The following is a 21,972-nucleotide window of genomic DNA, read 5'->3' on the forward strand; positions in this document are numbered from 1 at the left end:
CACTCCAATTGTGAAAAGCGTTAAAACACCTGAACTTATCAATTGATTCCGGCTCTCATGCCGGTAGCCATTGGTCGTGGCGGCCTGATAAGCTCGCGGCTTTACTCGATTGCCCTTTAGGCGCATGAACAAGGAAATAGCATGAAACAGCATCGGTTGGCGGCGGCGGTGGCCCTGGTTGGCCTGGTACTCGCGGGTTGTGATTCGCAGACCAGCGTAGAGCTGAAAACTCCGGCGCAAAAAGCTTCCTACGGCATTGGCCTGAACATGGGCAAGAGCCTGGCTCAGGAAGGCATGGATGACCTGGATTCCAAAGCTGTAGCCCAGGGCATCGAAGACGCCGTCGGCAAGAAAGAGCAGAAGCTCAAGGACGAAGAACTGGTCGAGGCGTTCGCCGCACTGCAAAAACGTGCCGAAGAACGCATGGCCAAGATGAGCGAAGAGTCGGCCGCTGCCGGCAAGAAATTCCTCGAGGAAAACGGCAAGAAAGCCGGCGTGACGACCACCGCTTCGGGCTTGCAGTACGAAGTCGTGCAGAAAGCCGATGGCCCTCAGCCAAAGCCGACTGACGTAGTGACTGTTCACTACACCGGCAAGCTGACCAACGGCACCGTATTCGACAGCTCCGTCGAGCGCGGCAGCCCGATCGATCTGCCGGTCAGCGGTGTGATCCCGGGTTGGGTCGAAGGCCTGCAACTGATGCACGTTGGCGAGAAGTACAAGCTGTACATCCCTGCTGACCTGGCTTACGGCGCCCAGAGCCCGAGCCCGGCGATTCCGGCCAACTCGGTGCTGGTATTCGACCTGGAACTGATGGCCATCAAGGACCCGGCAAAAGAAGACGCCGCTGCCAAGTAAGCAGCGCCTGCTTCGATAACAACGCCTCGCTCATGCGGGGCGTTGTTGCATCTGGCGTTCGGCAGGGGTAAACAAAACGAACAGACGCTCTAGGCCGGAGTCTTAGGCATAGTAGTGTCGGCGGTAGACGCACAAGGCCGCCAAGTCAATGAAATTATGGGTTTTTTTTGATGAGTAAAAAACGCCCGATCTGAACGCAGGCCTTGTAAAACGGGGCTTGCAGCGATGAAAAGCAGCTCTGTTCACAAGGTTATCCACAATTTGTGTGGATAACATTTCAACGGGAGGAATGATGAAAGCACCCTGGAGTTTCGCTCGTTTCCTGCCACTGGCCGGACGTCTGCTGGCACGCGGTCGATTGCCGACCCTGTTGTTCGCAGTCGCCAGTAAAGGCGCAAGCCAGGGCAATCGACTGGGCAAGATCAAGGACGACCTGAAGCTGTTGCAGGCACTCTGCCTGGCCTACTGGCGTGGCGAGTATCGCGCCATCAGCCCCAAGGCGCTGGTTTCGGTTGTCGCGGGCCTGATGTATTTCCTCAGCCCGGTGGATGCGATCCCGGATTTCATTCCGCTGTTCGGCATGTTCGATGACATCGCAGTCCTGGCGTGGTTGATGAAAGTGCTCGATGACGAGCTCAATGCCTTCCGCGCCTGGCGCAAACGGCAGGTCCCGGAGAAGCTCGCGGTGGTTGAGCGCCTGCCCGATACCCCCGAGCAACTTCAACTGCAAGGCCCGAAAAAACGCTGAGTCGATTTCGACGAGTTCATAGATTGATGCCCCCCGCGACCTTGGCCGCTGTTAGGATTACACTTCTAGGGAAAAGTGCCGACTCGCTAAGTGTTGTTGTCCTACGGGGTAGTGATGGATATTCAGATAATTACACGCGAAGGCGAGCCCGAGTATGCGGTTCTGCCATGGGCTCAATATCAGGCGTTATTGAAAGCAGCGGGTATCAAGGAGCAAGCGTCGCCTCAAGCCACGAAGCCTCAGGCGGCGACACCAGACGCGATTCTTCCGGGTCTGGATCAACTACGCAGTTTGCGCGAGGGGAAGGGCATCGCCATCGAGGCGCTGGCCCGCACGGTAGGCATCAGCCCGTCTTACCTGGCCATGATCGAAAGTGGCGAGCGTCTGCCCGACGCCGCGATTCGCCGCAGCCTGGCTTGGGAATTGACGGTGCCAGGATGGAGGGACGAATCGTGAGTGTACGCATCAGCCGTCAACACTGGGACGGATTGCTGGGCGAACTGGATCAGGCGCGGCGCCAGCGCCATCTGTTGACGTATCGGGCATTGCTGGAACGTTTGCAGCTGCCGACCCCGGCCATGCAGACCCTGACGGCAGCCCTTGAGCATCTGGCGGCTCTGGACGCCAAGGCGGAGCAGCCATTGCGCAGTTCACTGGTGATCAGCCAGGGTGCCAGCCGTTTGCCGCGCACCGGATTCTTTGAGTGTGTCGAGCGCCTCGGGCGTTTTTCCGGGCCGTCGGACGGCGTTGCCGCCGCGTCCTGGCACGCTTCGGAAGTGGTGCGGGTGTTCGAGTACGAATACCCGGAATCGGCCGAAGCCTGAATGTTTTTGCAACTCAAGGCGCGAGCCGGATATTGGCTCGCGCGCCGGTTGTTTCACTGGTCGTGGTTTGTTCGCCAGCCGCAGGGCTGGCGCTGGCTCGAAGGCCAGTTTGCACGCATGGCCAACCTGGGCGACGTCGGCGCCCAGAGCTTCTATGGGCACATCCTGACGTTTCGCGGTGTCGGCCTCGGTGCTCGTGAAGAGGGCGCGCGTTTGTTGCGCCTGGCGGCATTGGCGGGCGATGGCAAGGCAGCGTATCAAGTGGGCGTGATCAGTCTGGCCGGGACGGCGAGCAAGGCGCCGGATCCCCTTGAAGCGGCTCGGTTTTGGGAGATCGCGGCGAAGGCCGGGCATCCGTTGGCGCCGATCAAGTTGCAAGAGTTGGCGTCTCGCGAGGCTGAGCTATAACCCTGGGCTGGCGGGGGGATGGCTATTTGGGGAGTTGTCCTGCGCCTGTCTGCAAGGCGGCCTGCTCGCGAAGGCTGCTTGTCTTTTGTTGACTGTGTACATATCCGTTTCTTCGGTAACGGCGGCTTATGGTTTCGCCCTTACGGCGACTCACTTTTTTACAAGCGCCTAAAAAAGTAAGCAAAAAACGCTCGCCCCTTACGTACGGCCCCTCGCTGAGGCTCGGGGTTCCTTCGCTGCGGTATTCATCCGGGGGCATTGCCCTCCGGTCGGCTTCGCTTCGACCTACATGCAATGAGTTCGACTGCGTCGAACGGCGCTGCGCGCCCATCCCCGGATGAACACCTGCGCTCAGCCTGCCGAGGGGGCGGGTGGATCAAGATCAAGAGCGGCAGGCGAGCTAACGCTCGGCCTGTTGAATGGTGAGGAGCGTGGGGGGACGCGGATCTGCTTTTGCTCTGCTCTTCTGTGGGAGCGGGCTTGCCCGCGAAGGCGTCCTGTCATTCACCGCTACCCCATCAGGCAAGCACCTTCACGTTCCTGCCCCACCAGGCTATCCATCACATGCACGCTATAGCCCTGCACATTCTTCGCGTGGTGCTTGGCTTGTGACGCCATTTCCGCCAGCTGGCTCGCATCGAGTTGTCCACAGGCCTGTGGATGAAGATGCACCACGCCGATCGACAGCGACAACAGCGCAAACTCCTGCCGCACGCCCTGGCGATTCGGTGCGATGAAGCAGCCGGCTTCCAGGTGCTCGCTGCGGTAGAAGCGCCGGCACTGGCTCTGGAAGTCGTCGAGCAACTGGTTCAATCGTTTGCGCCAGTCTTCCGGGCCGAGCACCAGCAGGAAATCATCACCGCCAATGTGGCCGACAAAGTCGCGGGACGGGTCGATGCGGTCGTTCAGGCATTGCGCCAGGCACAACAGGACTTCGTCGCCGCGGCCATAGCCGTAGATGTCGTTGAAGGGTTTGAAGCTATCGATGTCCACGTAGCAGATCAGCGACTCCCGTTGCTGTTGCAGCAGCCGCGTCAGGCATTGCTGGATCGGCACGTTGCCTGGGAGCAAGGTCAGCGGGTTGGCATAGCGGGCTTGCTGGATCTTCAGTTCGGTAATCAGTTTAAGTACGTCTATCACGCGGCCCAGCCCAAGATAGCCGCCATTGAGGGTGATGATGAAATCTTCTTCGATGCGCTGGCGGGCACGGCCTGTGATCAGGCGACTGACTTGTTGCAGCGACTGACTCAGCTCGACGGCGAGGAAGTCATCGTTCATCAGGCGACTGATGGGTTTGCGGGCGAACAGATCGGTGGCAAAGGGCTTGAGCAGGGCATCGGAGAGCGAATGCCGATGGACGATACCGCAAGGCTGACCCTGTGCATCCAGGACCGCCAGCGAGTTCAGGTTGGCCTGGCGGCGAAAGGCTTCGAGCACCGTGGCGGTCGGGGTGTCCCGGTTCACGGCGGGTTGCTCGTTGAGCAGTGCGCTGAGGTCGCTGCCGTCTTCGCTCAGTACAACGCTGGTGCTGTCCTGGCGGGGCATCAATGCCCGGGCATCCCGTGGCGGGTGTTCCTGAGGGCGGCAGAGCAGATAGCCCTGGACCAGATCGACGCCCATCTCGGTCAGTACCGTGAGCTCTTCCGGTAACTCGATACCTTCGGCTATGACTTGCGCCCGCGAGGCCTTGGCGATTTGCAGGATCGAGCCGACGAACTCGCGCTTGAGCGCATCCTGATGAATGCCATCAATGAAATGCCGGTCGATTTTGACGTAATCCGGCCGCAGTTCGGACCACAAACGCAAGCTCGAATAACCCGCTCCCAGATCGTCCAGCGCAATCGAAAATCCCATCGCCCGATAGTGATGCAGGGCGGTTTGCAGCAGCTGGAAATCATCCGTCGGCGTCTGTTCCGTGAGCTCGATGACCACCTGACTCGGCGCAATGCCGAAGTCCTGCAGCAATTGCAGGGTGCGTCCCGGTTGATGGGCCGCTTCGAGCAGGGATTCGGGGGATACGTTGAGGAACAACAGGCCGGGCAGTTGTTGTTCATTGAAGCGTCGGCAAGCGCTTTGGCGGCAGGCAATTTCCAGCTCGCTCAAACGACCGGCCAGACGGGCGACGGCGAACAGCGCAACAGGGGAGTGCAGAGGGCTGTTGGACGGCCCGCGACTGAGGGCTTCGTAGCCGAGAACGCGCCGCTCAGAGAGGCTGATGATCGGCTGGAACAAACTGTGCAAACCGCCTTGAGTCAGGATCGAGCTCAATGCACTCAGTTGTTCGGTTGTGGTCATGGCGATCTCTGGCGATAAAAAAAGGACTGGCGTGGTCCCTTTCGACAAGGAGCACGCCAGTCCCGTATTTCACGACAGAATGATGACTGTTTGATGACGCCCCGGAGGGCGTTAGCATTAAATTGCCATCACCTGTTTGTAAGCACTCAGTGCTTCGCCACTGCCGTATTGAGTTTCAGGTAGTCCAGCAGAATCCGCCCTGTTTCGCTGAGGTAGGCGTCGTCTTCCGGTTTGGTCTTGTCGTCCTCGGCCGCCAGGGCGTCCTCGTCTTCTTTCTTCAGCTCTTTGAGCGGTTCTTCGCCCTTGGCCTTGCGACGGATGTTCTCCATGGCCAGCTGTTTGGCTTCGATGTCGGCGTGCTGGGCACGACGCTCGACTTCATTGAGGCTGACGGTTTTTTCGGCCATCAGTTTCTGCGCCAGGGCCAGCTTGTCGCGGATGAATACGAACTCCGCATCTTTGGCCGTACGCACGTCATGCTCGGACTGGAGTTGCGTAATGTACGGCTTGAATGGGTCGACCGCCGGCTTGATCGCCGCCTTGATGGTGTCCCACGGCATGGCTTCGGGCAGGGCGCTTTCGCCGATTTCCTTGGTGTCGATGATCGACGGGTAATCGATGTCCGGCAAGACGCCCTGATGCTGGGTGCTCTGTCCGGAAACCCGGTAGAACTTGGCCAGGGTCAGCTTCAGCTCGCCATGGTTGAGTGGCTGAATGGTCTGCACGGTACCTTTGCCGAAGGTCTGGCCGCCGATGATCAGTGCACGGTGGTAGTCCTGCATGGCGCCGGCAAAAATCTCCGAAGCCGAAGCGGACAGGCGGTTGACCAGCAACGCCATCGGGCCTTTGTAGAACGCGCCCGGGTTTTCATCCTCCAGCACGTCAACACGGCCATCGGCGTTACGCACGAGCACGGTCGGGCCTTTGTCGATGAACAGGCTGGTCAGCTCGGTGGCTTCCTGCAAGGAGCCACCGCCGTTGTTGCGCAGGTCGATGACCACGCCGTCGACTTTCTCTTTCTGCAGTTCGGTCAGCAGTTTCTTGACGTCGCGGGTGGTGCTCTTGTAGTCCGGGTCGCCGGCACGGAAGGCCTTGAAGTCCAGATAGAACGCCGGGATCTCGATGACGCCGAGCTTGTAGTCCTTGCCGTCCTGCTTGAGGTTCAAGACCGATTTCTTCACGGCCTGGTCTTCGAGCTTCACCGCTTCGCGGGTGATCGGCACGATCTTGGTAGTCTGGTCGTTCGGCGCATTGCTGGCCGGGATCACTTCCAGGCGTACCACGGTGCCTTTCGGACCACGGATCAGCTTGACCACTTCGTCCAGGCGCCAGCCCACCACGTCGACCATTTCCTTGTTGCCCTGGGCAACGCCGATGATCTTGTCTGCCGGTGCCACCTGCTTGGTCTTGTCCGCCGGACCTGCCGGCACCAGACGCACGACTTTCACCTGGTCGTTATCGCTCTGCAACACGGCGCCGATGCCCTCGAGGGACAGGCTCATGTTGATGTCGAAGTTCTCCGCGTTATCCGGCGACAGATAGTTGGTATGCGGGTCGTAGGACATGGCGAAGGTATTGATGTACGCCTGGAAGATGTCTTCCGCGCGGGTCTGGTCCAGGCGCGCCAGCTGGTTCTTGTAGCGCTTGGTCAGGGTTTCCTGGATCTGCTTGGAATCCTTGCCGGCGATCTTCTGGCGCAGGACCTCGTCCTTGACGCGTTTGCGCCACAGGTCGTCGAGTTCCGCGGTGGATTTGAGCCAAGGGGCGTCCTTGCGGTCGATCAGCAAGGTTTCCTTGGCGGTGAAGTCGATCTTGTCGACGCCCTTGTTCAGCTCGGCAAGGGCAAAGTCCAGACGCGCCTTTACACGATCCAGGTAGCGCTTGTAGATGGTGAACCCGGCGTTCAGGTCGCCGCTCTTGAGGAAGTCGTCGAACTGCGTCTTCCACTTGTCGAATTCGGCAATGTCGCTGGCCATGAAATAGCTGCGCGATGGATCCAGCAGCTTGAGGTAGCTGTCGTAGATGATCACCGAGCGCGCGTCATCGAGTGGCGGCTTGCTGTAGTGGTGGCGTTTGAGCAATTCCACGACGTTCAGACTGGCGATCACTTCGTCACGATCGGGTTGAAGCTTGTCCCAGCTATTGGCTGCGAATGTATTGCTCGACAGCGGCAGCAAGCCGATACCGATGAATAAGGCGAGGGCAGTGCTGGGGAACAGATGCTTCATGCTGATTCGACGCGGGGACAATTGATAACGCATATTAGGCCGTCTTTGAAGTCGCCGGCTCTTTGGGAACCGGTCGCATAATGCAAAAAGCCCGGCGATATAGCTTCGGGCTCAGTCCAGACTCACTATGGAGGCACTGTGAAAGCATTGCAAGGCGTTGACGGTCAAGTGGTATGGGTTGATGAACCCGGTCCTGCATGCGATGTAGGGCAAGTTCGTATTCGAGTGGCGGCAGCGGGCCTCAATCGTGCCGATTTGTTGCAGAAAGCCGGTCTATATCCTCCACCGCCAGGGGCCAGCCAGGTGCTCGGTCTAGAGTGCTCGGGGGTCATCAGCGAGGTTGGCGCCGGCTCCTCCTGGCAGGTGGGCGATCGGGTTTGCGCCTTGCTGGCCGGGGGCGGGATGGCCGAAGAGGTGGTCGTCGACGGGCGGCATGTGCTGCCGGTTCCCGACGGAATGTCACTGGTCGAAGCGGCGGCATTGCCCGAAGTTTATGCAACAGTCTGGCTGAATTTGTTTCAACTGGCTGCGCTCAAGCCGGGACAGAAAGTTCTGCTGCACGCCGGAGCAAGTGGCATTGGTTCAGCGGCCATTCAGCTGTGCAAGGCCTTCGGTAACCCGTGCTGGGTCAGCGTCGGCTCTGCCGAGCGACTGGCGTACTGCGAAGGGCTGGGTGCCCAGGGTGGCGTGGTGCGTAACGGTGATCTGGAGGGCTTGCGGGATCTGGGGCCGTTCGACGTGATTCTCGACCCGGTGGGTGGCAATTACGCGGCATTGAACCTGAAGTTGCTGGCTCAGGATGGTCGCTGGGTGTTGATCGGTCTGATGGGCGGGCGCGAGGCCAAGCTGGATCTGGCCCAGGTACTGGCCAAGCGCGTGCAGTTGCTGGGCTCGACCCTGCGCAGCCGGGATGATCAGTTCAAGGCAGATCTGTTCAGCGATCTTGGCCTGCACGTGTGGCCGTTGTTCGCCGAGGGGCGCTTGAGTGCGCAACTGGCCAGGACATTCCCTATCAAGGATGCCGAGGCAGCGTTTGCCGAGCTGGCGAGTAATAACGTGGCGGGGAAGGTGGTGTTGGTGATTGATGAGAGTCTGAGCTGACAACGAGAAACCTGTGGGAGCGAGCTTGCTCGCGATTAGCGGAGTGTCAGTTGATATTAATGCAACTGACTCGCCGCCATCGCGAGCAAGCTCGCTCCCACAGGGGGGCCGGGTTATTTCCAGAGGTGGATCGGCCATCCGGCTTTTTCGGCGTGTTCCAGTAATACCGGGTCAGGATTGACCACATGCGGGTAGTCCACCTTCAGCAACAGCGGCAAATCATTACGTGAGTCGGAATAGAAACTCGCGCCTTCGAGGTTTTCCTCCTCCGCATCCAGCCACTCCAGCAAGCGGGTGATCTTGCCTTCGCGGTAGGTCAGGGTGCCCACGGTATGGCCGGTGTAAACGCCCTGAGCCACTTCCAGTTCGATGCCCAGAATCTCGTCGATGCCCAGGCGCTCGGCGATGGGACCGACCAGGTGGGTGCCCGAGGCCGAGATCACCAGAATCCGGTCGCCGGCCTTGCGATGCGCCGCGATGGCTTTGGTGGCGTCGCTGAAAATGATCGGCTCGATGTAGTCTTCCACCCAGGGGCCAACCAGATGCTCGACCTCTTGTGGCGTGCGGCCGATCATCGGCTCCAGGCTGAAGGTCATGAATTCTTCCATGCGCAATTTGCCGTGGCTGTAGGCGTCCATCAGCTCGTTGTTCTGTCGCATGAACGACTCGGGGTCGACCCAGCCCAGGCGACCCATCTGCTCGCTCCAAAGGGTGGCGCAGTCGCCGTGGATCAGCGTTTCGTCCAGATCAAAAATTGCCAGGGCCATCAGTGCAGTTCTCTCTTCAGCATAAGCAAAGGCATCAGGCTACCTCACACAGGGCCGTCGGATCGATGGAAAGCGCCAGGCGCTGACCATCGGGATGCAGGTCGGCCGCCGAGCGGTTCAGCACATCCACCACCAGTTCCACGCCCCGGGCTTCGACCCGATAGCGGATTACGTTGCCCAACAGGCTGTGGCTGCGTACCTGCGCGTCCAGTTCACCGTTGAGGCTCAGTTCGATGGCTTCCGGGCGAATGGCGATGCGCTTGTTGATTGGCCGCTGCAGCAGCTTCGAGGCGCTGTCGGCGTCCAGCAGGTTGTAGTTGCCGATGAAACCGGCAGCGAACACATCCACCGGCGCAGTGTAGAGGGTTTCGGCGTCGCCGCTTTGTACGATTTTTCCCTGATTCATCAGAAAAATCCGGTCAGACATGGTCAGGGCTTCTTCCTGATCGTGTGTGACGAAAATCGTGGTCAGGCCCAGTTCGCGCTGGATCTGACGGATCTGTTCGCGCAGGTGCTTGCGAATGCGCGCATCCAGCGCCGACAGCGGTTCGTCCAGCAGCAACAGGCGTGGCCGGGTCACCAGCGAGCGGGCGAGGGCGACGCGCTGGCATTGGCCACCGGACAGCTGATGTGGATAGCGCGCGGCGAAGTCCTGCAACTCCACCAGTTTCAGTACTTCGGCGACGCGTTTGTGGCTGTCATCGGCATTGACCTTTTGCATGCGCAAACCAAAGGCGACGTTTTGTTCCACGGTCATGTTGGGGAACAGCGCATAGCTCTGGAACACCATGCCGATCCCGCGTTTCTGCGGGCTCACCGGCACGATATCGGCACCATCGAGCAAGATTTTGCCGCCATCCACCGAAGTCAGGCCGGCGATGCAGCGCAGCAGGGTGGATTTGCCGCAGCCGGAGGGGCCAAGCAGGGTGACGAACTCACCTTTCTGGATTTCGCAATTGATGTCGCTGAACACCGTGGTGCCGGCGAAGCTTTTCTGAAGATGTTGGACGCTGACATAGCTCATTCGCTTTTGTCCCTGTTCAAGATATTGGCAATCCAGGTCAGAACCAGCACAAAGAAGAAGTAGGAAATCACCAGCGCACTGGTGAAATGACCGCTGCTGTTGCGCATGTTGTTGAGGTAGACCTGCAGGGTTTCGTAGCGGGTGCCGACGAGGATGTTGGCGAACACGAACTCACCGAACAGGAACGAGAACGACAGCAGCAGCGCCACCATAAGGCCCTTGCGCAGGTTCGGCAGCACCACCAGGAAGGCGGCTTGCCAGGTACTGGCGCCGAGCAACTGGGCGGCGTCCATCAGGTCGCGCAGGTTGATCGCTTGCAGGTTGTTGGTGATCGCCCGGTACATGAACGGCAGCGCCACGGTGAAGTAGCAACCGATCAGGATCCAGGGTGTACCGACCATGGCGAACGGTCCGGAACCATAGAGCTGCAGCAGCCCCACCGACGACACCACCGGTGGCACGGCGAAGGGCAGCAGGATCAGGATGTTCATCAGCGCATCGAGTTTCGGGAAGTGGTAATGCACCACGAACAGCAACGGCAGGATCAGCACCACGGAAAGAATCAGTGAGCCGACGCAGACCAGCAGCGATTGCCCGAACGCATGCAGGAAGCGCGGATCGCTCCACAGCTGGATGTACCACTTGAGGGTGAAACCGCTGGGCAGAATGGTCGCCGACCAACTGCTGGCGATCGAATAGATCAGCGTGCCGGCCAGCGGCAACAGCAGGATGGCAAACAACAGGTAAACCACGACGCGGTGGTAGACACCGGCGGGCCCCAGTTCAGCGCGAGACATGGTAGCTCCTCTTCAACAACAACTGATGCACGATGGTCACCAGGGTCATCAAGGCCACCAGCACCACGGCCAGGGCGCTGGCCAGGTTCGGGTCCAGGGAAATGTCACCGGACACCATCGCCGCGATACGGATCGGCAGCACGTTGAAGTTGCCGGTGGTCAGGGCGTACACCGTGGCGTAGGCACCGAGGGCGTTGGCCAGCAGGATCACGAAGGTGCCCAGCAGTGCCGGCGTCAACACCGGCAATCCGATGTGCCGCCAGTACTGCCAACTGTCGGCGCCGAGTAGCGCAGCGGACTCTCGCCAGTCTTCGCGCAGCGCATCGAAGGCCGGGTATAGCAGCAGCACGCCGAGGGGAATCTGGAAGTAGGTGTAGAGAATGATCAGCCCGGTTTTCGAGTACAGGTTGAAATCCTGAATGATGCCGGCCTGCTTGAGCATGATGGTGAAGCTGCCGTTGAAGCCGAGCAAAATGATGAACGCAAAGGCTAGTGGCACGCCGGCGAAGTTGCTGGTCATGTTGGCGAAGGCGTTGACGAAGTTGCGCAGTTTCGAATCGACCCGGCGCAGGGAGTAGGCGCCCAGTATCGCGATGATGATCCCGAACACGCTGGACCAGAAGCTGATCTCGAGGCTGTACTGGATCGCCTGCAGGTAAAACTTCGAACTGAAGATTTTGTTGAAGTTGGCCAGGCCCCAGCCGAATTCTTCCGATTGCAGGCTGTTGATCATCACCCAGGTCAGCGGTGCGATCTCGAACACGATGAAGAACAGTGCGAACGGAACCAGGCATAAGGCTGCCAGCCATTTACTGCGGGTCATGGCATTCACTTGAGCAGCTCCCGGCAGACCGGTTTGTCGTGAGGCACGCCCAGCAACTCGCAGATGGTGCCGCAGATCTCGGTCTGTTTTGGCGCTGCACCGGCGTCGAAGCTGAATGCGTCGCCGAGAACGAACAACGGCACCTCACGTTCTTCCGGCAGCAGGCCGTTGTGGGAGCGGTCGTTGTTCATGCCGTGGTCGGCAGTGACCAGCACCTGATAACCTGCATCGAGCCAGCCTTGCAGGTAGTCGGCCAGGATGATGTCGGCCGAGCGGGCGCTGTTGCGGTACTGCGGGGTGTCGAGGCCGTGCTTGTGCCCGGCGTCGTCGATGTTCATCGGGTGGATCAGCAGGAAGTGCGGCGCATGGCGCTGGCGCAGGTTTTCGGCGTCGGCGAACAGGTGCGAATCGGGGTAGTGATCGTTCCAGTAGAAATGCCCATGCTGAATCGGCAGATGCGGGTCATCGGTGTGACGGTCCCGTGCCGCCACGAAGGGCGAACGGTTGTACAGTTCGCTGACCCAGTGATAGGCCGCCGCGGCGGTGACAAGACCTGCGTCGGTGGCGTAGTGATAGATGCTGCGCTGGTTGGACAGGCGCGAAACGTTGTTGTGGACGATACCGCTGTCGATGGGCGCAACGCCGGTCAGGATGCATTCGTACAGCGGGCGGGACAGGGCCGGCAACTCGCACTCCAGTTTGTAGAGTGCCGCACGTCCTGCTCCGACGTACGCCTGCAGGTGCCCCATGGCGTGACGGGCGACCTCGTAGTTGAGGCCGTCGAGCACCACAAGGATGACGTTGTGCTTCATAGGGGGCAAAACTCCGTGTAACAGATGATTCAAGTACGCAACCAATCCTTTGTGGGAGCGAGCCTGCTCGCGATGGCGGAGGAACAGTCGCATCGTTGTCGACGGTCAGTCCGCTATCGCGAGCAGGCTCGCTCCCACAGGGATCTCCATCAGGTCTCCCGTCGGTTATTGCATATTGATAATGACTTCTTCCTGCCACTTCTGAGGAAGGGCCTTGGAGGTCTTTTCCCACGCATCCGCGTCTTTGATCGGCGTCACTTTCTTGTACTGCTCATTAGGCAGCAGCTTGGCCTTCACGTCGGCCGGCAGTGTGATGTGCTCGGCACGGATCGGACGGGCGTTGCCCTTGGCCAGGTTGATCTGGCCGGCGTCGCTGAAGATGTATTCGCGGGTCAGCTTGGCGGCGTTCGGGTTTTTCGCGTATTTGTTGATGATGGTGGTGTAACCGGAAATCACCGAGCCGTCGGACGGGATCAGCACCACGTAGTCATCCGGGTTGGCCATCTTGGCCTTGTAGCTCAGGCCGTTGAAGTCCCAGACCACGCCGACTTCGATTTCGCCTTTTTCCATGGTGGCAATCGTCGGGTTGGACATCGACAGGCGACCTTGCTTGGCGATGTCGGCGAACAGATCCAGGGCGGGCTTGAGGTTTTTCTCGTCGCCACCGTTGGCCAGTGCCGCGGCCAGTACGCCGTTGGCTGCCTGGGCCGCGGTGCTCACGTCACCGATGGACACCTTGTATTTGCCGTTCTTGAGGTCAGCCCATTTGGTCGGGGCTTCGGAGCCGTGCAGCAACTTCTTGTTGACGATGAAGGCGATGGTGCCGGTGTAGGCCAGTGCCCAGTTGCCGTCCTTGTCCTTGGCCCAGGCTGGCACCTGATCCCAGGTGGAAGGCTTGTAGGGCTGGACCACGCCTTGCTTGACCGCGATCGGGCCGAACGCTGCACCGACGTCGCCGATGTCGGCGCTGGCGTTGTCTTTCTCCGCGGCGAACTTGGCGATTTCCTGTGCCGAACTCATGTCGGTGTCGATGTGCTTGAGGCCGTATTTGTCGCTCAGGTCTTTCCAGGTGCCGGCCCAGTTGGCCCAGTCATCGGGCATGCCGACGCTGTTGACGGCGCCTTCCGCTTTCGCAGCGGCTTCCAGGGTTTTCAAATCATCGGCCGCCATGGCGGCAGTGCACATTGCGATGGTCGAGCCTAACAGTGATGCCAGGAAAAGCTTTTTCATTCCGAAGCTCCTTGGGTCGTGTTCAACGCTGCGATTGCGGTTTGTGTTGGTCTAGGTCAGCAATACCTGAGCCAATTTAAGGGGGCTGGATGACACTTTGATGTCGCTCGTCGCCATGGAGGACTTTTTGTTCAGCGGTATCGCGACTGGCCTGATAAGCGTAGACCATGGTCAAGGCCTCGGCTGGCAAGGGACTTGGCCGATGAATTGCAGGTTTTCGAGTTCACAGAATGGCGACCGTTGGGCAGCTTTGTCACATCTCGGTCATCTACGCTGCCTACGCTTGCAGACTATTGAATGAGCCGGTTTGCGTGGCGGTTCTGCCCTGAATTGGTGCTGGTCTAGTCCAGATAGGAAACATTGATGCGTGACGAGGCAACAAAAGCGGTAACAGCCATCGGTCAGGTGCTTCAGGAGCAGATCGACCACGGACTGTTGACCCCCGGCAGCAAATTGCCGGCCGAGCGCAAGCTCAGTGAATTGTTCGGCACCACGCGGATCACTTTGCGTGAGGCGTTGTTGCAGTTGGAGTCGCAGGGCCAAATCTACCGCGAGGAGCGTCGTGGCTGGTTCGTCTCGCCACCACGCCTGGCGTACAACCTGATGCAGCGCAGCCACTTTCACGCGATGGTCAGCGCCCAGGGGCGGGTGCCGTCCACTGAGGTGATTTCGGCGCGATTGCAACCGGCGTCGGCGGCCGTTTGTGCCTGGCTGCAATTGCCGGCGCTGTCGAGCGTGATCCAGATCTGCCGCTCACGGCGGATCGACGGGCGGCTGGTGCTGTATGTGGAGCACTATCTGAACCCGCAGTACTTTCCGGGAATCCTCGATTTCGATTTGAATCAGTCGATCACCGAGTTGTACGCACGGCATTACGATTTGCACTATGGGCGGGTGCGCTTCGAGATTGTGCCCACGGCGTTGTCGGTGGATGCGGCGGCGGCGTTGAAGGTGTCGGCGGGTAGCCCGGGCTTACGGATTGCCCGTGTCAACTATGACCAGCATGAACGCCTGATCGACTGTGACCTGGAGTTCTGGCGGCATGATGCGATTCATGTCGGTGTGGATGTTGTCTAGCGTCCGACCTTTCTGTAGGAGCGAGCTTGCTCGCGATGGTCGTTAACGATTACGCGTGTTTACTGGCTAAACGCGGTGTTCTTGAGTTCATCGTCGGTACGCCGCCCGGAGCAAGCTCGCTCCTGCACGGGTTATTCATTCTGCGGACCACCACCCGCGGTAATCACCTGAATGCTCATCCGCGGTGTCGCCAGGTCCAGTCCGGCTTCATCCATGTGCCGCTTGAGTGACAGGTTGAACGCTCGCGACACTTCCCACTGCTTGATGGGCGCGGTCTTGAATCGGGCGCGCAGGATCGCGTTGCCCGACTCGAAACTTTCCACCCCCTGGAACTCCAGCGGCGACCAGATATTGCGCCGCTGCAACGGATCGGTGCGCATTTTCTGGCCGACTTCGCGCATCAGTTTGATGGCGTTGTCGATGTCCATGTTGGCCGGCACCGCGACCCGGAAGATCGCGTAGCCGAATTCCCGGGAGTAGTTCTTGATGCTTTTGATTTCACTGAACGGAATGGTGTGGACGATGCCGTCGATGTCCCGCAGGCGCACGGTGCGGATGGTCAGGCCTTCGACCGTACCGAGGTGACCGCCGACATCCACGTAGTCGTCGATGGCCAGTGAGTCTTCGATGATGATGAACAGCCCGGTAATCAGGTCGGCTACCAGCGATTGCGCACCAAAGCCGATGGCCAGACCGATCACCCCGGCACCGGCCAGCAGGGGCGTGACGTTCATGCCCATGTTCGCCAGGGCAACGATCAGCGCGACAATGAAAATGGCCACGAACAGCACGTTGCGAATCAGCGGCATCATCGTCTGCGCGCGGGCATTGGCCAGGCCTTTGCGCGAGCGGGTCAGTGCGTGGTGCACGGCGGTGTCGCTGAGAATCCAGATCAACCAGGCGAACAGCAGCGTGCCGGCGAGGCTGAACAGCTTGACGCTGACTTCGTGGCCGTCGCCTTCGGTAAAGCGGATCAACGACATGCCCCAGACCCGCAGGCCGAGTTCGATAAAGGCCAGCCACACCAACAGGTGGAGGATTGTGTAGAAGAAGTTTTTCAGCCGTTCCGAATACACGGCGTAACGTCGGATGCCACGCTGGGGTTTGAGGGCGTGGCGGCGTACCAGGCCGTTGATGACCATGCACAACACCAGCAACACGGTGCAGATCAGTGACTGGCGCAGGGCCGTGCTGGTGTCGCCGGCGGAAATGAACGTCGCGAACAGGGAAATGGCCACCAGCACCAGCGCCGGCACGTACCAGAAGGTGCCGAGAATCGACAGGGTGTCGTTGAGGGCGCGGCGGGTCAGGCGTCGGGACAGCGGCTGGTTGCGGATCAGGTGGGCGATCGGGCGGCGGAAACGCAAGATGAACCGGGCGGTGGACAAGGCTGCCAGGACGTTGGCAATCGTGGCTGCCGTATGGGCCAGATGGCTGCCGAGGCTGTCGACCAGTTTTGGATCGCTCAGTGCTTCGCCAAACGCAGCGAAACTGCCGATCAGCCACAGCGGTCGAAACGCCTGGTGCCGCAGAATGTACAAGGCGCGGTGGCGGTGTGGGCCGTCGAGCAGGGAAAAGGCAATCACGCAGATGGCCGAGAAGCAGGTGCCGACGACCAACGCATAGGCCAGTACCATGGCCAGGCTTTTGCCCAGGGACGAGGGCAGGGCATAGCTCATGTAGATCGTGATCACCAGGGCGATCAGCCATGGCCCGAGCTTGCGCAACGCAAAGCGCAACATGTCCAGGGCACGGGGGTGCTGCGGCAGTTCTTCAGTCAGGCCGAAACGCATGCGCACGCGGTGGCTGATCCAGATCAGCGCGGCGGCCAGCAGGCTCCAGACCATCAGAATCATGGCGAACGCAAAGAGCATCGGCAGCCATTCATTGGCCGGTAGCGCCAGGGCCATCAACTCTTCCTGGGCCTGGTCGAACTCGCTGGACCAGCGCGTGAGCGGACTGTCGTCGCCGGAAAATTTCTTTTCGATCGTGGCCAGGGTTCCGCCAATCAGGCCCAGCACGCCTTCTTCAGTAATCGGCTGGGCCTGTTTGGTGGTGTCACGCAGCCTTTTCAGATCGGCCAGCAGCTGGGTGCGCTGCTGATCGTTTTCCAGTGACTTGATCACTTCGTCCAGGGACTGCCCCAGCGGTTCCTGTGCTTCGGGCTGTGCCTTGGCCTGGCCGCCGAGCAGGCTTGGCAGGCCGGCCGCCTGTGCAGGTGCCACTGGCAGCAGCATCAGGCAGGCAAGGAAAAAATACGGAAGGGCAAAAAGACGAGCGAACACTAGGCGGTCAACCTCGCAAGGAGCGGATCGACCGAGTGTACGAGCCCGTCAAAATCAATGCGAGCCAAGGGCGATGAATTATTCGTTGAGTTTGGCGAGGATCTTGATCACCACGGTCGCGAGGATGGTCAGCATGCCGATCCACATGGCGAACACACCGGCATTTTTGTCGCGAAAGTTGAAACCGACGGCCAGCAGGAGCATCCCGGCAAGAATCGGGATCAGCATGGCGTGAAAGGAGGACATCGAGATCATGGAGACAGCCTTGTCGAAGGGATACTTGAAGTCTAGGCCGCTTTTGACGCGGCCGGCGTGATGTGTGTGTAGGAGCGAGCTTGCTCGCGATGGATTTCAGGGCGCCGCGTTTATCCAGTAAGCACGCATGACCGTTCACGTCCATCGCGAGCAAGCTCGCTCCTACAGGGTTTACGGCAACTCGCGGCAGGCGTAGAACGCGCTCAGTACCTTGACCAGGTGCGCCAGGTCGTGGCTGCCGCACAGTTCGCGGATCGAGTGCATGGCGAACGTCGGTAGGCCGATGTCCACGGTGCGCACGCCCAGGTGGCTGGCGGTGATCGGGCCGATGGTCGAGCCGCAGCCCATGTCGCTGCGCACCACGAAGCTTTGCACCGGCACTTCTTCAGCCATGCACAGATGACGGAAGAACCCGGCGGTTTCGCTGTTGGTGGCGTAGCGCTGGTTGCTGTTGACCTTGATCACCGGGCCGGCGTTGAGTTTCGGGCCGTGGTTGGCATCGTGCTTGTCGGCGTAGTTGGGGTGCACGCCGTGGGCGTTGTCAGCCGAAACCAGCAGGGATTTCTGAATGGTGCGTACGAATTCATCACCTTCAGGCAGCAGGCGACGCAAGGTTTGCTCAAGCATCGGGCCGTCGGCACCGCAGGCCGAGCAGGAACCGACTTCTTCGTGGTCGTTGCAGACCAGCACGCAGGTTTCGTCGGTGTCGGCCTTCAGCAGCGCTTGCAGGCCGGCGTAGCACGACAGCAGGTTGTCCAGGCGCGCACCGGCGATGAAGTCGCCATGCAGGCCAATGACCGCAGCGCTTTGGGTGTCGTAGAAACTCAGCTCGTAATCGAGCACCACATCAGCGTTCAGGCCATGTTCGCGGGCGAGTTGGTCGGTGAGCACTGCGCGAAAGTCCACGCGTTCGTCACCGGCGAATTGCGCGAGGATCGGCGGCAGTTCGGTCTGTGCGTTGATGGCCCAGCCCATGTTGGCTTCGCGGTTGAGGTGAATCGCCAGGTTCGGAATGATCGCGACCGGGGCCTTGAAGTCGATCAACTGGCTCTCGACCTTGCCGTCACGCCGGAAGGTCACGCGGCCGGCCAGGGACAGGTCGCGGTCGAACCACGGTGCCAGCAGGGCGCCGCCATAGACTTCGACACCCAGCTGCCAGAAACCCTGGCGCTGCAGCTCCGGTTGCGGCTTGACGCGCAGGCACGGGCTGTCGGTGTGGGCGCCGACCAGGCGAATGCCGCCGTGCAGCGGCGAATGGCGGCCCATTTTGATCGCGACAATCGAAGAGTCATTGCGGGTGACGTAGTAGCGACCGTTGGCTTCGGTATTCCACGGCTCGCGCTCGTCGAGGCGTTGATAACCCGCCGCTTCCAGGCGCTGAACAAGGCTGGCGGTGGCATGGAACGGGGTAGGGGAGGCCTTGAGGAAATCGATCAGGCCTTGGTTCAACTCTTCGCGCATAAAGTAGCTCCAGACAGCAGTGGCGCCAGTTTAACGTATTGGTCAGGGAATTGGCGGTGGTGTGCGGGTGGAGTGGCGCCCCGCCCCGCCCTGTAGGAGCGGGCTTGCTCGCGATGGTCCCAAGAACACCGCAGGGCGCCAGGCTTCCCGCGTTATCGTTGACGACCATCGTCGGAACGCCGCCCGGAGCAAGCTCGCTCCTACAGGGGGGAGTGCGTTGCGTTCAGAACGGTGCCGGGCACTCGAAGCGCAGGCGCTCGCCACTTTGCGGATGGGTGAAGGTCAGCATGCTCGCGTGCAGACACAGGCGCGGCCAGGCCGCCAACGCCTGCTCGTGGGCATAGAGCCCGTCACCCAGCAGCGGATGACCGATCGAAAGCATGTGCACGCGCAACTGGTGGGAGCGGCCGGTAATCGGTGTCAGCTCAACGCGGCACCAGTCGCCGCAACGCTCCAGCACGCGCCAGAAGGTCAGCGCATGTTTGCCGAACTCATGATCGACCACATGCCGCGGCTTGGTCGGCGGGTCGTAGCGCAAGGGCAGGTCGATGCTGCCGCTGTCCAGTTCCGGCTGACCCCAGCACAGGGCGGTGTAGGCCTTTTCGGTTTCGCGGTCGTGAAATTGCCGGGACAGCTCGCGATGGGTATCCGGGTCGCGGGCCAGCAGGATGATGCCGGAGGTTTCCCAGTCCAGCCGATGGACGATTCGCGCTTCCGGGTAGCCGTTTTCCTGCAGGCGGGTAATCAGGCAGTCCTTGTTGTCATCGGCCCGGCCAGGGACAGAGAGCAACAGGGTCGGTTTGTTCACCACCAGTACGGCAGCGTCCTGATGGATGATGTGGATGTTGGACAACGGCATTAAAACAGCCTCGTAACAAACGCCAACGGCGGCTCAGGCCCCTTCCGGTTGCAGAAGGGGCCTGAGCCGCCGTGGCTCCTGGCGGATCGACTCAGCGATCAGGCAGGGTGATGTTGAGTTCCAGAATCGAGCAGCTGCCCTGGCTTTCCAGTGCGACGTGCACGTCATCGGACCCGATATTGACGTACTTGCGTATCACCTCGACCAGTTCCTTCTGCAAGGCCGGCAGGTAGTCCGGGGTGCTGCGTTGGCCGCGTTCGTGCGCCACGATGATCTGTAGACGCTCTTTCGCTACCGACGCGGTGCTTTGCTTTTTGTTGGCACGAAAGAAGTCAAAAAGGTTCATTGCTTAGTTGCCTCCAAACAGGCGCTCGAAGAATCCCTTCTTCTGTACATCAAGGAATCGATGATCCACGGTTTTGCCCAGCAGGCGGTCAACGGTATCGCTGTAGGCCTGGCCGGCATCGCTCTGGTCGTCGAGAATCACCGGAACACCCTGGTTGGATGCCTTGAGCACCGCCTGGGATTCAGGGATCACGCCGAGCAGGGTCACCGAAAGGATTTCCTTGACGTCTTCTACGCCGAGCATTTCGCCTTTGCTCACACGTTCCGGGTGATAACGGGTAATCAGCAGGTGTTCCTTGATCGGGTCTTCGCCGCGTTCGGCGCGACGGGACTTGCTGGCCAGCAGGCCGAGCATGCGGTCGGAGTCACGTACCGAGGAGACTTCCGGGTTGGTCACGACGATCGCTTCATCGGCGAAGTACATGGCCAGGTGGGCGCCTTTCTCGATGCCCGCCGGAGAATCGCAGACCACGAACTCAAAGTCTTCCTTGAGTTGCATCAGGACTTTTTCCACGCCTTCGACGGTCAGCGCGTCTTTGTCGCGGGTCTGGCTGGCGGCCAGCACGTAGAGGTTTTCCAGGCGCTTGTCTTTGATCAGGGCCTGTTGCAGGTTGGCTTCGCCGTTGACCACGTTGACGAAGTCGTACACCACGCGGCGCTCGCAACCCATGATCAGGTCGAGGTTACGCAAGCCCACGTCGAAGTCGACGATAACTGTTTTGTGGCCGCGCAGAGCGAGGCCGGTACCGATAGCGGCGCTGGTGGTGGTCTTACCCACACCACCCTTGCCGGATGTAACCACGAGAATCTTGGCCAAGGTGTTTCACCCCTAAGGAAAAAGGACTTTTCAGCCCCTGAAAAACATCTCCTGAAAAACTACTGCAGTCGGACAGCCTTGGCTGGAATCCGGTTTTGAGCGGCGCTTACCCCCGGTAAACACTGCTTTCGGCCTTTTTCCTACTTCGTTTGAGCCGTTTTCGCTACGTTTTAGAGATGCTTGGAAAATGCGGCAGTATCCGTTAAAGCCGAATGATGTTCAACACGTCGCCGGACAGGCTGACCTGCACACCCGAACCCCACAGAGGATCGCGGCGCAGATCTTCGGAAACCTTGTAATGTCCGGCAATGGAAATCAGTTCAGCGCTCATTTGCTGACAGAAAATCCGCGCCTTGGTGTCGCCCTTGACGCCGGCCAACACGCGACCACGCATCGGGCCGTATACATGGATGTTGCCATCGGCGAGAAGTTCCGCCCCCGGGCTGACCGAGGAGATCACCACCAGATCGCAGCCCTGGGCATAAATCTGCTGGCCACCGCGTACCGGCGAGGTGATGATTTTTGTCGGCTTGATGGTCGGTTCAGGCGGTTTTTCCGGTTTTTTCTTCGGTTCGCCTTCGGTCAGGTCCAGTGGACGCTCTCGGGCACCAGACGGTGGCAGCACCGGCAGGTCGACCGCAATGGCGGCGGCGATGTCTTCGATGCGGCTGGCGCGGATCGCCAGGGTGCGCAGGCCATGCTGGCGGCAAACGCGCATCAGACCTGGCAGATCGACCGCGCCTTCGTTGGCCGGGAGTTTGTCCAGGGCCAGTACCAGCGGCGCATTGCTGAAGAAGTTGGGCGCCTGGGCGACCTTGGCGGCCAGTTGCCGATCAAGGCTTTCGAGGTCGTTACGGGCCAGTTCCAGCACCGTAATGGCCAGCATGCTGCCCTTCAACTGGAACACGGGATCTTGGTCTAGCGGTTCGGTTTGGCTCATGGTCGGCATACAACGACT

General features: G+C 60.1%; 22 protein-coding genes. 7 read left to right on the forward strand and 15 right to left on the reverse strand.

Annotation, left to right across the window (positions count from 1 at the left end; genetic code table 11):
- The first annotated feature begins 141 nt into the window (after positions 1–141).
- From Q8X48_RS06745 to Q8X48_RS06765, 5 genes are all read left to right on the forward strand, one after another.
- The gene (locus Q8X48_RS06745) at positions 142–858 is read left to right on the forward strand and encodes an FKBP-type peptidyl-prolyl cis-trans isomerase (protein WP_015096142.1); all 717 of its coding nucleotides are present in this window, start codon (positions 142–144) and stop codon (positions 856–858) included.
- 292 nt (positions 859–1,150) lie between these two features.
- Positions 1,151–1,606, forward strand: a complete 456-nt coding sequence (locus Q8X48_RS06750; protein WP_407799502.1) for a YkvA family protein — start codon at positions 1,151–1,153, stop codon at positions 1,604–1,606.
- A gap of 114 nt (positions 1,607–1,720) precedes the next feature.
- Entirely contained in the window at positions 1,721–2,062 is a 342-nt protein-coding gene (locus Q8X48_RS06755; RefSeq protein ID WP_007974980.1) for a helix-turn-helix domain-containing protein, read from the forward strand.
- Positions 2,059–2,430 (forward strand): hypothetical protein, encoded by a 372-nt coding sequence (locus Q8X48_RS06760; protein ID WP_003223109.1) that lies wholly within the window; start codon positions 2,059–2,061, stop codon positions 2,428–2,430. The genes Q8X48_RS06755 and Q8X48_RS06760 overlap by 4 nt, the downstream gene beginning before the upstream one ends.
- Complete coding sequence (locus Q8X48_RS06765; RefSeq protein ID WP_407799503.1) at positions 2,431–2,838, forward strand: sel1 repeat family protein; 408 nt, start codon at positions 2,431–2,433, stop codon at positions 2,836–2,838. It abuts the gene before it with no gap.
- Positions 2,839–3,348: 510 nt separating this feature from the next.
- Here the strand turns inward: Q8X48_RS06765 and Q8X48_RS06770 are convergent.
- Positions 3,349–5,133 carry a bifunctional diguanylate cyclase/phosphodiesterase gene (locus tag Q8X48_RS06770; protein WP_407799504.1) on the reverse strand — a complete coding sequence of 595 codons (1,785 nt, stop codon included), beginning with the start codon at positions 5,131–5,133 and terminating at the stop codon, positions 3,349–3,351.
- A 146-nt stretch (positions 5,134–5,279) separates the two neighbouring features.
- Positions 5,280–7,361: a carboxy terminal-processing peptidase gene (locus Q8X48_RS06775; protein ID WP_193601766.1), complete on the reverse strand. Its 2,082-nt coding sequence runs from the start codon at positions 7,359–7,361 to the stop codon at positions 5,280–5,282.
- Between the two features lie 138 nt (positions 7,362–7,499).
- Here Q8X48_RS06775 and Q8X48_RS06780 point away from each other — a divergent pair, with 138 nt between their 5' ends.
- Positions 7,500–8,462: a zinc-binding dehydrogenase gene (locus tag Q8X48_RS06780; protein ID WP_126052871.1), complete on the forward strand. Its 963-nt coding sequence runs from the start codon at positions 7,500–7,502 to the stop codon at positions 8,460–8,462.
- Positions 8,463–8,575: 113 nt separating this feature from the next.
- On the opposite strand, the gene Q8X48_RS06785 is transcribed toward Q8X48_RS06780, so the two are convergent.
- From Q8X48_RS06785 to Q8X48_RS06810, 6 genes are all read right to left on the reverse strand, one after another.
- Complete coding sequence (locus Q8X48_RS06785; protein WP_407799505.1) at positions 8,576–9,229, reverse strand: HAD family hydrolase; 654 nt, start codon at positions 9,227–9,229, stop codon at positions 8,576–8,578.
- A gap of 34 nt (positions 9,230–9,263) precedes the next feature.
- Complete coding sequence (locus tag Q8X48_RS06790; RefSeq protein WP_007974966.1) at positions 9,264–10,253, reverse strand: ABC transporter ATP-binding protein; 990 nt, start codon at positions 10,251–10,253, stop codon at positions 9,264–9,266.
- The gene (locus Q8X48_RS06795; RefSeq protein ID WP_126046617.1) at positions 10,250–11,050 is read right to left on the reverse strand and encodes an ABC transporter permease; all 801 of its coding nucleotides are present in this window, start codon (positions 11,048–11,050) and stop codon (positions 10,250–10,252) included. Before Q8X48_RS06795 ends, Q8X48_RS06790 begins: the two co-directional genes overlap by 4 nt.
- Positions 11,037–11,873 (reverse strand): ABC transporter permease, encoded by an 837-nt coding sequence (locus Q8X48_RS06800; RefSeq protein ID WP_162139253.1) that lies wholly within the window; start codon positions 11,871–11,873, stop codon positions 11,037–11,039. Before Q8X48_RS06800 ends, Q8X48_RS06795 begins: the two co-directional genes overlap by 14 nt.
- 5 nt (positions 11,874–11,878) lie before the next feature.
- Entirely contained in the window at positions 11,879–12,685 is an 807-nt protein-coding gene (locus Q8X48_RS06805) for an alkaline phosphatase family protein (RefSeq protein ID WP_407799506.1), read from the reverse strand.
- 165 nt (positions 12,686–12,850) lie between these two features.
- Complete coding sequence (locus tag Q8X48_RS06810) at positions 12,851–13,915, reverse strand: ABC transporter substrate-binding protein (RefSeq protein WP_095964005.1); 1,065 nt, start codon at positions 13,913–13,915, stop codon at positions 12,851–12,853.
- 363 nt (positions 13,916–14,278) lie between these two features.
- Between Q8X48_RS06810 and Q8X48_RS06815 the strand changes: the two genes are divergently transcribed.
- Complete coding sequence (locus Q8X48_RS06815) at positions 14,279–14,992, forward strand: UTRA domain-containing protein (protein ID WP_015096130.1); 714 nt, start codon at positions 14,279–14,281, stop codon at positions 14,990–14,992.
- Between the two features lie 131 nt (positions 14,993–15,123).
- Here Q8X48_RS06815 and Q8X48_RS06820 read toward each other — a convergent pair whose 3' ends face one another.
- The 7 genes from Q8X48_RS06820 to minC all read right to left on the reverse strand — a co-directional run bounded on the left by Q8X48_RS06820 (position 15,124) and on the right by minC (position 21,954).
- Complete coding sequence (locus Q8X48_RS06820) at positions 15,124–17,277, reverse strand: mechanosensitive ion channel domain-containing protein (protein WP_407799507.1); 2,154 nt, start codon at positions 17,275–17,277, stop codon at positions 15,124–15,126.
- Between the two features lie 78 nt (positions 17,278–17,355).
- A complete protein-coding gene (locus Q8X48_RS06825; protein ID WP_015096128.1) occupies positions 17,356–17,532 on the reverse strand; it encodes a hypothetical protein in 177 nt (58 codons plus the stop codon).
- A 171-nt stretch (positions 17,533–17,703) separates the two neighbouring features.
- Entirely contained in the window at positions 17,704–18,993 is a 1,290-nt protein-coding gene (locus tag Q8X48_RS06830) for a M18 family aminopeptidase (RefSeq protein WP_407799508.1), read from the reverse strand.
- A gap of 223 nt (positions 18,994–19,216) precedes the next feature.
- Positions 19,217–19,852, reverse strand: a complete 636-nt coding sequence (locus Q8X48_RS06835; RefSeq protein WP_015096127.1) for an RluA family pseudouridine synthase — start codon at positions 19,850–19,852, stop codon at positions 19,217–19,219.
- Positions 19,853–19,943: 91 nt separating this feature from the next.
- A complete protein-coding gene (gene minE, locus Q8X48_RS06840) occupies positions 19,944–20,198 on the reverse strand; it encodes a cell division topological specificity factor MinE (protein ID WP_007974947.1) in 255 nt (84 codons plus the stop codon).
- Positions 20,199–20,201: 3 nt separating this feature from the next.
- On the reverse strand, positions 20,202–21,014 hold the full coding sequence (gene minD / locus Q8X48_RS06845; RefSeq protein ID WP_007974946.1) for a septum site-determining protein MinD: 813 nt from the start codon (positions 21,012–21,014) through the stop codon (positions 20,202–20,204).
- A gap of 202 nt (positions 21,015–21,216) precedes the next feature.
- Positions 21,217–21,954 carry a septum site-determining protein MinC gene (minC, locus tag Q8X48_RS06850; RefSeq protein ID WP_046037759.1) on the reverse strand — a complete coding sequence of 246 codons (738 nt, stop codon included), beginning with the start codon at positions 21,952–21,954 and terminating at the stop codon, positions 21,217–21,219.
- Between the last annotated feature and the right edge of the window lie 18 nt (positions 21,955–21,972).

It is taken from the genome of Pseudomonas sp. QLc11A (assembly GCF_052112305.1).
GTDB lineage: Bacteria > Pseudomonadota > Gammaproteobacteria > Pseudomonadales > Pseudomonadaceae > Aquipseudomonas > Aquipseudomonas laurylsulfatiphila.

What these genes read in the sequence shown, in the direction of transcription:
- Q8X48_RS06745 (WP_015096142.1), top strand. Translation starts at nt 142, where the DNA reads ATGAAACAGCATCGGTTGGCGGCGGCGGTGGCCCTGGTTGGCCTGGTA.
- Q8X48_RS06750 (WP_407799502.1), top strand. Translation starts at nt 1,151, where the DNA reads ATGAAAGCACCCTGGAGTTTCGCTCGTTTCCTGCCACTGGCCGGACGT.
- Q8X48_RS06755 (WP_007974980.1), top strand. Translation starts at nt 1,721, where the DNA reads ATGGATATTCAGATAATTACACGCGAAGGCGAGCCCGAGTATGCGGTT.
- Q8X48_RS06765 (WP_407799503.1), top strand. Translation starts at nt 2,431, where the DNA reads ATGTTTTTGCAACTCAAGGCGCGAGCCGGATATTGGCTCGCGCGCCGG.
- Q8X48_RS06770 (WP_407799504.1), bottom strand. Translation starts at nt 5,133, where the DNA reads ATGACCACAACCGAACAACTGAGTGCATTGAGCTCGATCCTGACTCAA.
- Q8X48_RS06775 (WP_193601766.1), bottom strand. Translation starts at nt 7,361, where the DNA reads ATGAAGCATCTGTTCCCCAGCACTGCCCTCGCCTTATTCATCGGTATC.
- Q8X48_RS06785 (WP_407799505.1), bottom strand. Translation starts at nt 9,229, where the DNA reads ATGGCCCTGGCAATTTTTGATCTGGACGAAACGCTGATCCACGGCGAC.
- Q8X48_RS06790 (WP_007974966.1), bottom strand. Translation starts at nt 10,253, where the DNA reads ATGAGCTATGTCAGCGTCCAACATCTTCAGAAAAGCTTCGCCGGCACC.
- Q8X48_RS06795 (WP_126046617.1), bottom strand. Translation starts at nt 11,050, where the DNA reads ATGTCTCGCGCTGAACTGGGGCCCGCCGGTGTCTACCACCGCGTCGTG.
- Q8X48_RS06800 (WP_162139253.1), bottom strand. Translation starts at nt 11,873, where the DNA reads ATGACCCGCAGTAAATGGCTGGCAGCCTTATGCCTGGTTCCGTTCGCA.
- Q8X48_RS06805 (WP_407799506.1), bottom strand. Translation starts at nt 12,685, where the DNA reads ATGAAGCACAACGTCATCCTTGTGGTGCTCGACGGCCTCAACTACGAG.
- Q8X48_RS06810 (WP_095964005.1), bottom strand. Translation starts at nt 13,915, where the DNA reads ATGAAAAAGCTTTTCCTGGCATCACTGTTAGGCTCGACCATCGCAATG.
- Q8X48_RS06815 (WP_015096130.1), top strand. Translation starts at nt 14,279, where the DNA reads ATGCGTGACGAGGCAACAAAAGCGGTAACAGCCATCGGTCAGGTGCTT.
- Q8X48_RS06825 (WP_015096128.1), bottom strand. Translation starts at nt 17,532, where the DNA reads ATGATCTCGATGTCCTCCTTTCACGCCATGCTGATCCCGATTCTTGCC.
- Q8X48_RS06830 (WP_407799508.1), bottom strand. Translation starts at nt 18,993, where the DNA reads ATGCGCGAAGAGTTGAACCAAGGCCTGATCGATTTCCTCAAGGCCTCC.
- Q8X48_RS06835 (WP_015096127.1), bottom strand. Translation starts at nt 19,852, where the DNA reads ATGCCGTTGTCCAACATCCACATCATCCATCAGGACGCTGCCGTACTG.
- minE (WP_007974947.1), bottom strand. Translation starts at nt 20,198, where the DNA reads ATGAACCTTTTTGACTTCTTTCGTGCCAACAAAAAGCAAAGCACCGCG.
- minC (WP_046037759.1), bottom strand. Translation starts at nt 21,954, where the DNA reads ATGAGCCAAACCGAACCGCTAGACCAAGATCCCGTGTTCCAGTTGAAG.